The following is a 9983-nucleotide window of genomic DNA, read 5'->3' as shown; positions in this document are numbered from 1 at the left end:
TGTACGCCATAAGAAAATGCCCCGCATCTTTCGATGCGGGGCATTTTCTTAGATCTGAGGCAGGTTGGCTAGGTTTTCACACAGTCTGTACGAGAGCACCGCGTGCATTCCGTGGAACCGGGGTTCGGTGTCACACCGAGAACGATGCAACCATGCCGTTAAGATCGGTCGCCAGTCGCGACAGCTCGTGGCTGGCCGCGCTGGTCTGGTTGGCGCCTGCCGAGCTTTGCAGCGAGATGTCGCGAATGTTGGTGAGATTGCGGTCAACCTCGCGTGCAACCTGTGCCTGCTGCTCCGACGCGCTGGCGATGACTTCGTTCCGCTCGGTAATCAGGGTGATCGCCGCCGCGATGTCATCCAGCGCCACCCCGGCGGACTGCGCAAGCTCCAGCGTAGTCTGCGCGCGGCTGTTGCTGCCTTGCATGGCGGCCACGGCCTGATCGGTGCCCTGGCGGATGTCGCCCACCAACTGTTCGATCTCCTGCGTCGATGACTGCGTCCGGTGCGCCAGTGCGCGCACCTCATCCGCCACCACGGCAAAGCCGCGTCCCGCCTCCCCTGCCCGCGCTGCTTCAATCGCGGCGTTCAACGCCAGGAGATTGGTCTGCTCGGCAACCGAGCGAATCACGTCCAGCACCTTGCTGATGCCATACACCTTCTGCGCCAGGGTCTGCATCTGCTCTCCCGCGTCGGTCACGTCTTCGGCCAGATGGGCAATGGACGCTACGGTCTGCTGGACCTGCTGACGACCGTGCTGGGCAATCCGGTCAGACTCTCCGGACGCTTCGGACGTGGCCACCGCATTGCGCGCCACTTCCTCGACCGCCGCAGTCATCTCGTTGACCGCCGTCGCCGCCTGATCGATTTCCAGGCTCTGCTGATGCAGGCCCCGGGTGGCGTCTTCGGTGACGGTGCTCAGCTCTTCCGAGGCCGACGCCAGTTGGTTCGAGGAATCGGCAATGCGCATGATCGTGCTGCGCAAATTCTGTTGCATGGTCTTGAGCGCCTCCAACAACCGGGCGGGTTCATCACGGCCCTCCACGACGATCTGCGCAGTGAGATCACCCGCTGCAACCACCTGAGCAATGCCCAACGCCTGGGCGATCGGCCTGACGATGCTGCGGGTCAATCCCCACGCCAGCAGTAGAGTGATGAACGCCGTCAGCAGCATCATGCCAATGACCCACGCAAACGCACTGGAGAATACCGCCCGAGCCAGATGGCTCGCCTGCCCTGCACCTTCCTTGTTCAGCGCCGTCAGATCGGTCAGCGCAAGGGTCATCTTGTCGGCGAACTGGTTCATTTCGCCGTTGACCAGTTGCATCGCGTCTTCCACCTGACTGGCAGCGGACAGCGCCATGACCTGGTTCTGGCGCTGGAAATAAGCCTGTTGAGCGGCTGCGAACGTTTCGTACAACTCACGCTCGCGGGGAGTTCCGATCAAGGCGGCGTAGTGTTGCTGGGTGGTCTGCAGTCCCGCCTTGAGCTGATCGAGCTTGCCGGTGTTGTCACGCAGCGCATCCGGGCTGCGGTTGAGCATCAGGCGCAGCGTCAGGGTGCGAATCCGCATCAGGTCCTGGCCCATGGTGCCAAGCTCCATGACGCTGGGCAGCCACTTGTTTTCGACTTCGTCCGACTGCTTGCGCATGCTCGACATCTGTAGCAATGCGAAGGCCCCAAGACCGAATACCAACAAAGCGAGCACGCCAAAACCGAGGGCGGCCCTGGGTGCGATATTCATGTTTCTCACGGTCATACTTGGTCCCTTCCCAAGACGTTGCTCTGAAGAGAGCAGTTGCCCGTGATGTCGGCTCACAGATGACGCTCTGTAGGACAACCCCCTAAGCACTTCGTAATAATTCATTACGGAGCGTGCTACACCACGGTTAAAGCCAACTGCGCGGGTGATCTATATCCTGTGTGCCATGTCCCGAGAGAACGCCATCATGCTGACCATCATTCCCCGCGCTGAAGACGTAGAAGGCCAACCGATCCTGCGTCCCCTCCCCGCTGCGCGATGCCGGAGCGTGGGGCCTTTCGTGTTTTTTGACCACATGCTGGAGACGGCCTACGCGCCCGGCACCGGCATGGACATCCGTCAGCACCCGCACATCGGCCTCTCGACACTGACCTACCTGTTCGAAGGCGAGATCCGACACAAGGACAGCCTCGGCAGTGATCAGCACGTCAGACCCGGCGAGGTCAGCTGGATGACCGCCGGCAGCGCCATCGCCCACATCGAGCGCACGCCCGAAGCGCTGCACGCCAGCGGCTCGCGACTGCATGGCCTGCAAGTCTGGCTGGCGTCGCCCAAGTCCCATGAGCAAGGGGCCGGACATTACAGCCATCACCCCGCCCACACACTGCCGGTCAGCGACGGCATGGGCATTCGTATCCGCCTGATTGCTGGCGAAGGCTTTTGCCTGAAGTCGCCTGTGCCGGTGCTGTCGCCCACCCTTTACGCCGAACTGAACATGCAGACCGCGACAACGCTGCGAATCCCGGCCGAGCACGAGGAGCGCGCCCTGTACGTGATCGAAGGTGAGCTGCTGCTGGACGCCGAGCCGGTGCAGCCGCGCAGCCTGGTGGTGCTGGATGCAGGGAGCGAGCCGACGCTGTGTGCGGAAAGCGAATGCCACGCGGTACTGATTGGCGGTGCGCCCCTGGATGGGCCGAGAAGGATGAACTGGAATTTCGTCGCCAGCGATCCGGCACTGATTGAACAGGCCAGGGCGAAATGGGCGGCTGGGGACTGGCCGACCGTGCCGGGGGAAGTAGAGCGGATTGAATTGCCGGTGGGCAGCAGGCCGAAACGCTGATTGGCCGCGGCCTGCCCGGACTCTGTGGGAGTGACCGGAGGGGCACTCTCACAACAGTTAAAACATCACATTAGCCCGCGAACACTTCATCCAGCAGGTTGTGCATCGAGGTAAACGCACGCTTCGAAACGGTCGGGTTGTACATCTGCACGCCCGGGTTGTTGGCGTGCGGGTCGGTGAAGGAATGGAACGCGCCGCCGTAGCTAAGCAGTTGCCAGTCGACATTGGCAGCGTTCATTTCAGCTTCAAACGCCGGCAGTTGCTCCTTCGGCACCAGAGGGTCGGACGCGCCGTGCATCACCAGCACCTTGCCCTTGATGTTGTTGGCGTCAGCCGGGTTCGGCGTGTCGAGGGTGCCATGGAAGGACACCGCTGCCTTCAACGGTGCACCGGTGCGCGCCAGTTCCAGCGCGCAGCAACCGCCGAAGCAGAAGCCAAACGCCGCCAGCCGGGACGTGTCGACGGTGGCAATGGTCTGCGCGGTCAGTTGATCCAGTGCAGCCTTCATGCGCGTGTTCAACCGCACGCGATCATTTTTCAACGGCATCATGGCAGCCGCCGCTTCATCGCCATTGGACGGGCGCACCTGCTGGCCATACAGGTCCGCCAGCAACACTACATAGCCCTTCGCCGCCACGTCTTTGGCAATCTGCTCGGCATCTGTGCTGACACCCATCCAGTTAGGCGCCATCACCAGACCCGGTAAGGCCTGACCGCCTTCGGCGAAGACCAGACGACTCTCGTAGCTCACGCCATCGATCTCATACACGATGGACTGCACGGTCACATTGCTCATAGCGAACTCCTGCTGATAAGGATGGAGGGAGATTAAATGACAAAACCCGCCGAAGCGGGTTCTGCCGTGACGCTGATGTTAAACCGAGAGCTCAACCAACAACTTGTTCAGACGGCGCACGTAGGCCGCCGGATCTTTCAAGCTGTCGCCGGCCGCCAGTGCAGCCTGGTCGAACAGGATGTGCGACAGATCACCGAAGCGGTCTTCATTCTGCTCGTTGTCCAGCTTGCCGATCAGCGGGTGCGACGGGTTGAATTCGAAGATTGGCTTGGAGTCCGGCACCTTCTGACCGCTGGCTTCCAGAATCTGACGCATCTGCAGACCCAGGTCCTGCTCGCCAATCGCCAGAATTGCCGGCGAATCGGTCAGACGGTGGGAAACCCGCACTTCGCTAACAGCTTCACCCAGCGCCGTTTTCAGGCGTTCGATCAGGCCTTCCTTGTCCTTGGCGACTTCTTCCTGGGCCTTCTTGTCCTCTTCGGAATCAAGCTTGCCCAGATCCAGGTCACCGCGTGCCACGTCGACAAAGCCCTTGCCGTCGAAGTCGCTCAGGTAGCTCATCAGCCACTCGTCGATGCGGTCGGTCAGCAGCAGCACTTCGATGCCTTTCTTGCGGAAGACTTCGAGGTGCGGGCTGTTCTTGACCTGCGCGTAGCTTTCGCCGGTGAGGAAGTAGATCTTGTCCTGACCTTCCTTGGCGCGCGACAGGTAGTCGGCCAACGACACGCTTTGCTCGCCGCCGTCGTCGGAGGTCGACGCGAAGCGCAACAGGCCGGCTATTTTTTCTTTGTTGGCGAAGTCTTCGGCCGGCCCTTCTTTCAGCACCTGACCGAAGTTTTTCCAGAAGCCTTTGTATTCTTCCGGCTGGTTTTTCGCCAGCTTCTCCAGCATGTCCAGCACGCGCTTGGTCAGGGCGGACTTCATCGAATCGATGATCGGATCTTTCTGCAGGATTTCACGGGACACGTTCAGGGACAGGTCGTTGGAATCGACCACGCCCTTGATGAAGCGCAGGTACAGCGGCAGGAACGATTCCGCCTGGTCCATGACAAATACGCGCTGCACGTACAGCTTCAGGCCGCGCGGTGCTTCGCGCTGGTACAGATCGAACGGCGCGCGGGCCGGCACGTACAACAGCGAGCTGTATTCCAGCTTGCCTTCAACCTTGTTGTGGCTCCAGCTCAGCGGGTTCTCGAAATCGTGGGCGATGTGCTTGTAGAACTCCTGGTATTCCTCGTCCTTGACCTCAGTACGCGGACGGGTCCACAGGGCGCTGGCACGGTTGACGGTTTCCCACTCTTCAACAGGCTCGGCTTCGCCTTCGACCGGCGCCTGTTCTTTCGGCAGCTGGATCGGCAGGGCGATGTGGTCGGAGTACTTTTTGATGATGTTACGCAGACGGAAGCCGTCAGCGAACTCGTCTTCGGCGCTCTTGAGGTGCAGCACGATGCGCGTACCGCGATCGGCTTTCTCGATCGTGGCGACTTCGAACTCGCCCTCGCCTTTCGACGACCAGTGCACACCTTCGCTGGCGGACAGGCCGGCGCGACGGGTGAACACTTCGACTTGATCGGCAACGATGAACGCGGAGTAGAAGCCGACACCGAACTGGCCGATCAGGTGGGAATCTTTCTTCTGATCACCGGACAGGTTCTTCATGAAGTCGGCGGTGCCGGACTTCGCGATGGTGCCCAGATGCGTGATGACATCTTCGCGGCTCATGCCGATGCCGTTGTCTTCCAGGGTAACGGTCTTGGCATCCTTGTCGTAGCTGACTCGGATCTTCAGCTCGGCGCCGCCTTCCAGCAGCTCAGGCTTGGACAGCGCCTCGAAGCGCAGCTTGTCCACCGCGTCAGACGCGTTGGAAATCAGCTCGCGAAGGAAAATTTCCTTGTTCGAGTACAGCGAATGGATCATGAGGTGCAGCAGCTGCTTCACCTCGGTCTGGAAGCCCAGGGTTTCCTTTTGAGTTTCCACACTCATGGTCATCAAACTCCAATCAGTCCACACAAATAGGGGGAGCTGCTCGAAACGCCCAAGGCGGCTCGGAGCAGCGCGTTGTCATCAAGGTGGGGGCTGGGGAGACGATTTCAAGGGACAGGCGTGCGGTCAGTGCAGAATCTTCACCCTCTGAAAATCTTCGGGCCGCCGATCTCATGGCTGAGGACGGCGCAAAAACGATCACAGTCTCTCTTCGGCTCAGTGATTACGTCGCCGGGACGCTTATGTATTTATCCCGACGGAACATGGAACTAACCTAATAACCGAGTGCTCGAAGGCACGTTGATGACCAATAAGGAGAAACACCCCATGCGTAAATCTTTAGCTATTGCCCTGATGCTTTCTGCCACTCTGGGCCTCGCCGCCTGTGACAAAAAATCCGAAGATAAACAGCAAGATGCAAACAAGGCTGCCGAGCAGTCGCAAGAATCGATGCAAAAAGCGCAAGACAAAGTGAACGACGCTGCCAAAGAAAGTCAGGAAGCCGCTCAAAAGAACGCTGAAGCCGCTCAAGAGCGCGCTAAAGAAGCGAACCAGGCAGCACCTGCAACTAAGCAGTAAGTTTCCAGAGTTTCAAAAAACAAAGCCCGCATTAAGCGGGCTTTGTTTTGTCTATCAAATGATCAGCTCTGCTTCAGAGTGATCGGCGCATCGCTTTCACGGCGCGCCAACCTCCCCCCCTCAGGCCAGTGCCTCGCTGCGCTTGCCGAGCATGCGGTCCACGACGAACCCGACGAACAGCGTGATCAGCGACGGGATCAGCCATGCCAGGCCTTGCTCGCTCAAGGGCAGATGAGCCAGCGCATCCGGCAGGTACACACCCAGCGCAGAGCCCTTCACCGCATCCACCGCACCGATCAGGAACGCCACCAGCATGACCGGCGCCACGATCCGCCCCTGCTCGTGCCAGAAATCCTTGCAGAAGCTCAACGCCACCAGTGCAATGCACGGCGGGTAGATCGCGGTCAGCACCGGAATCGAGAACTGGATCAGCTTGGTCAGGCCCAGGTTGGACACCAGCAGGGAAAACACTGCCAGCAGAATCACTAGCGTCTTGTAAGACAGGGGCAGCACGCGGCTGAAGTATTCGGCGCAGGCGCAGGTCAGGCCGACGGCGGTCACCAGACACGCCAGCGAGATCAGCACGGCAAGGAAGCTGCTGCCCAACGTGCCGAAGGTGTGTTGGACGTAGGCATGCAACACAGCGGCGCCATTGGTTGCCCCGGCAGCGATGGCGTGGCTGTCGGAACCCAGACGGAACAGGCTGATGTACACCAGTGCCAGTCCCACACCGGCGATCAGGCCGGCGATGATGGCGTAGCGGGTGATCAACCGAGGCGACTCGACACCGCGGGAGCGAATCGCGTTGACGATGACGATGCCGAAAACCAGCGCGCCCAAGGTGTCCATGGTCAGGTAGCCGTTGATGAAGCCTTGGGAGAACGGCGCGGCGACGTAGGCAGGTTCGGCAATACCGACGTCACCCGCCGGCAGGACAAACGCGGCGATGCCGAGGATGGCCAAAGCAATGATTTTCAGTGGCGCCAGGAAACGGCCGACGGTGTCGAGCAGACGACCCGGATAAAGCGAGATCCAGAACACCAGCACGAAATAAACCAGGCTGTAGAGAAACAGCGCGAGCGGACTTTCACCGGTTAAGGGCGCCAGGCCGACCTCAAACGACACCGTCGCCGTGCGCGGCGTGGCGAACAATGGACCCACGGACAGGTAGCAGACGGCGGCGAGGATGGTTCCGGCGACCTTGCCGATTGGACTGCTCAAGGCGTCCATGGCGCCGCCGACCTTGGCGAGCGCGATCACGGTGACCACCGGAAGGCCGACCGCCGTGACCAGAAAGCCCAACGCGGCCATCCATACATTGGGGCCGGCCTGGAGGCCTACGATCGGGGGGAAGATGATATTGCCAGCGCCCACGAACAGCGCAAACGTCATGAAACCCAGTGCCAGAATGTCCTGGCCTTTCAACACTTTCATTGAGGAAACCACACTGCTGAATCGGAATTAAGAAGAGGATTTCCCTGAGGGTGGGGGAAATGCTGCCCGCCCTTTTAAGACAGACCCTGAGCGCGCCGCCGCTCCTTGTGGGAGCCGACTGCACAAAACGGCGGCTAGCCTACCCTATTTGGCGCACCGATACAGGGCGGTGCGACCGCTGAACGCACGTTCGTGTCGCATATCAGAAATGTCTTACAGGATCAGGGCCTTCCCGCCGGCGCAAATCGAAACGCCAGAAACGCAAAAGCCACCCGAAGGTGGCTTTTGTTGATCAGGCAGTGAGACGAGGGCGATTAAGCCTTCTTCACTTCCCAACCGGTCAGCTCAGCCAGGGCTTTGCCGATGTCTGCCAGCGAACGCACGGTTTTCACGCCTGCGTCTTGCAGCGCAGCGAATTTCTCGTCTGCAGTGCCTTTGCCGCCGGAGATGATCGCGCCCGCATGGCCCATGCGCTTGCCCGGAGGAGCAGTCACACCCGCGATGTAGGAAACGACTGGCTTGGTCACGTGTGCCTTGATGTAGGCAGCCGCTTCTTCTTCAGCCGAACCGCCGATCTCGCCGATCATGACGATCGCTTCGGTCTTCGGGTCTTCCTGGAACAGCTTCAGGATGTCGATGAAGTTCGAACCCGGGATCGGATCACCACCGATGCCGACGCACGTCGACTGACCGAAACCGGCGTCAGTGGTCTGCTTCACAGCTTCGTAAGTCAGGGTGCCGGAACGCGACACGATACCGACTTTGCCTGGCAAGTGAATGTGACCTGGCATGATGCCGATCTTGCACTCGCCCGGGGTGATGACGCCTGGGCAGTTAGGGCCGATCAGGACCACACCCAGTTCGTCGCACTTGACCTTGGCTTCGAGCATGTCAATGGTCGGGATGCCTTCGGTGATGCAGACAATCAGCTTGATGCCGCCGAACGCTGCTTCAAGGATGGAATCCTTGCAGAACGGAGCCGGAACGTAGATGACCGAAGCGGTTGCGCCGGTTTTTTCTACTGCTTCGGACACGGTGTTGAACACTGGCAGGTTCAGGTGCGTGGTGCCGCCCTTGCCTGGGGTCACGCCGCCAACCATTTTGGTGCCGTAGGCAATGGCTTGCTCGGAGTGGAAGGTACCCTGGGAGCCGGTGAAGCCCTGGCAGATAACCTTGGTGTCTTTATTGATCAGGACGCTCATTATTTGCCCTCCGCAGCTTTGACGACTTGTTGAGCAGCGTCGGTCAGGCTGGTAGCTGCGATGATGTTCAAGCCGCTTTCTGCCAGTACTTTAGCGCCCAGCTCAGCGTTGTTGCCTTCAAGGCGAACAACAACCGGGATTTTCACGCCGACTTCTTTCACCGCGCCAATGATGCCTTCGGCAATCATGTCGCAACGGACGATGCCGCCGAAGATGTTGACCAGTACTGCAGCGACGTTGGTGTCGGACAGGATGATCTTGAACGCTTCGGTAACGCGCTCTTTGGTTGCGCCGCCGCCTACGTCGAGGAAGTTGGCTGGCTTGCCGCCATGCAGGTTGACGATGTCCATGGTACCCATGGCCAGACCGGCACCGTTGACCATGCAGCCGATGTTGCCTTCCAGTGCCACGTAGTTCAGTTCGAACTTGGCAGCGTGGGCTTCACGTGGGTCGTCTTGCGACGGGTCGTGGAAAGCCTTCAGCTTTGGCTGACGGTACATGGCGTTGGCGTCGATGTTGATCTTGGCGTCGAGGCAATGCAGATCGCCGTCAGCCTTGATCACCAGCGGGTTCACTTCCAGCAGGGCCAGGTCGTGGTCCTGGAACAGCTTGGCCAGACCGGTGAAGATCTTGGCGAACTGAGTGACCTGCTTGCCTTCCAGACCCAGCTGGAAGGCCAGATCGCGACCCTGGAATGGCTGAGCGCCAACCAGTGGATCGATGGTCGCTTTGAGAATCTTCTCAGGCGTGTCGTGAGCGATTTTCTCGATGTCCACGCCACCTTCGGTGGACGCCATGAACACGATACGGCGGCTCGAACGATCGACTACAGCGCCCAGGTACAGCTCTTTGGCGATGTCAGTGCACGATTCAACCAGGATCTTGGTGACCGGCTGACCGTTGGCATCAGTCTGGTAAGTGACCAGACGCTTGCCCAACCACTGTTGAGCGAACGCAGCGGCGTCTTCCTTGCTGCGAACCAGCTTGACGCCGCCCGCTTTACCGCGACCGCCTGCGTGAACCTGGGCTTTGACGACCCACTCGGTTCCGCCGATCTTGTCGCACGCTTCTGCTGCTGCTTCCGGGGTGTCTACTGCATAGCCCTTGGATACTGGCAGGCCGTATTCAGCAAACAGCTGCTTACCCTGATACTCGTGAAGATTCATGCTT

The 9983-nt window shown here is 59.9% G+C and carries 8 protein-coding genes; 2 read left to right on the top strand and 6 right to left on the bottom strand.

The window, feature by feature from the left end:
• Positions 1 to 130 precede the first annotated feature (130 nt).
• Positions 131 to 1756, bottom strand: a complete 1626-nt coding sequence (locus tag QWI18_RS25260) for a methyl-accepting chemotaxis protein (RefSeq protein WP_369320143.1) — start codon at positions 1754 to 1756, stop codon at positions 131 to 133.
• A 190-nt stretch (positions 1757 to 1946) separates the two neighbouring features.
• On the opposite strand from QWI18_RS25260, the gene QWI18_RS25255 reads away from it, so the two are divergent.
• Complete coding sequence (locus QWI18_RS25255; protein WP_192136117.1) at positions 1947 to 2819, top strand: pirin family protein; 873 nt, start codon at positions 1947 to 1949, stop codon at positions 2817 to 2819.
• A gap of 70 nt (positions 2820 to 2889) precedes the next feature.
• On the opposite strand, the gene QWI18_RS25250 is transcribed toward QWI18_RS25255, so the two are convergent.
• Both QWI18_RS25250 and htpG read right to left on the bottom strand, forming a co-directional pair.
• Entirely contained in the window at positions 2890 to 3615 is a 726-nt protein-coding gene (locus tag QWI18_RS25250; protein ID WP_192136119.1) for a dienelactone hydrolase family protein, read from the bottom strand.
• Positions 3616 to 3693: 78 nt separating this feature from the next.
• Entirely contained in the window at positions 3694 to 5598 is a 1905-nt protein-coding gene (gene htpG / locus QWI18_RS25245; RefSeq protein ID WP_192136121.1) for a molecular chaperone HtpG, read from the bottom strand.
• A gap of 327 nt (positions 5599 to 5925) precedes the next feature.
• On the opposite strand from htpG, the gene QWI18_RS25240 reads away from it, so the two are divergent.
• Complete coding sequence (locus tag QWI18_RS25240; RefSeq protein ID WP_065986299.1) at positions 5926 to 6177, top strand: hypothetical protein; 252 nt, start codon at positions 5926 to 5928, stop codon at positions 6175 to 6177.
• Positions 6178 to 6297: 120 nt separating this feature from the next.
• On the opposite strand, the gene brnQ is transcribed toward QWI18_RS25240, so the two are convergent.
• The 3 genes from brnQ to sucC all read right to left on the bottom strand — a co-directional run bounded on the left by brnQ (position 6298) and on the right by sucC (position 9979).
• Positions 6298 to 7611, bottom strand: a complete 1314-nt coding sequence (brnQ, locus tag QWI18_RS25235) for a branched-chain amino acid transport system II carrier protein (protein ID WP_369320142.1) — start codon at positions 7609 to 7611, stop codon at positions 6298 to 6300.
• A gap of 314 nt (positions 7612 to 7925) precedes the next feature.
• On the bottom strand, positions 7926 to 8813 hold the full coding sequence (gene sucD / locus QWI18_RS25230) for a succinate--CoA ligase subunit alpha (RefSeq protein ID WP_037009399.1): 888 nt from the start codon (positions 8811 to 8813) through the stop codon (positions 7926 to 7928).
• On the bottom strand, positions 8813 to 9979 hold the full coding sequence (sucC, locus tag QWI18_RS25225) for an ADP-forming succinate--CoA ligase subunit beta (protein ID WP_004882574.1): 1167 nt from the start codon (positions 9977 to 9979) through the stop codon (positions 8813 to 8815). The genes sucD and sucC overlap by 1 nt, the downstream gene beginning before the upstream one ends.
• Positions 9980 to 9983: the final 4 nt, after the last annotated feature.

Source organism: Pseudomonas sp. W2Oct36 (assembly GCF_041060465.1).
GTDB lineage: Bacteria > Pseudomonadota > Gammaproteobacteria > Pseudomonadales > Pseudomonadaceae > Aquipseudomonas > Aquipseudomonas graminis_B.
The sequence above is the reverse complement of the archived record's forward strand: the minus strand, read 5'-3'. Positions and strand labels throughout refer to the sequence as shown.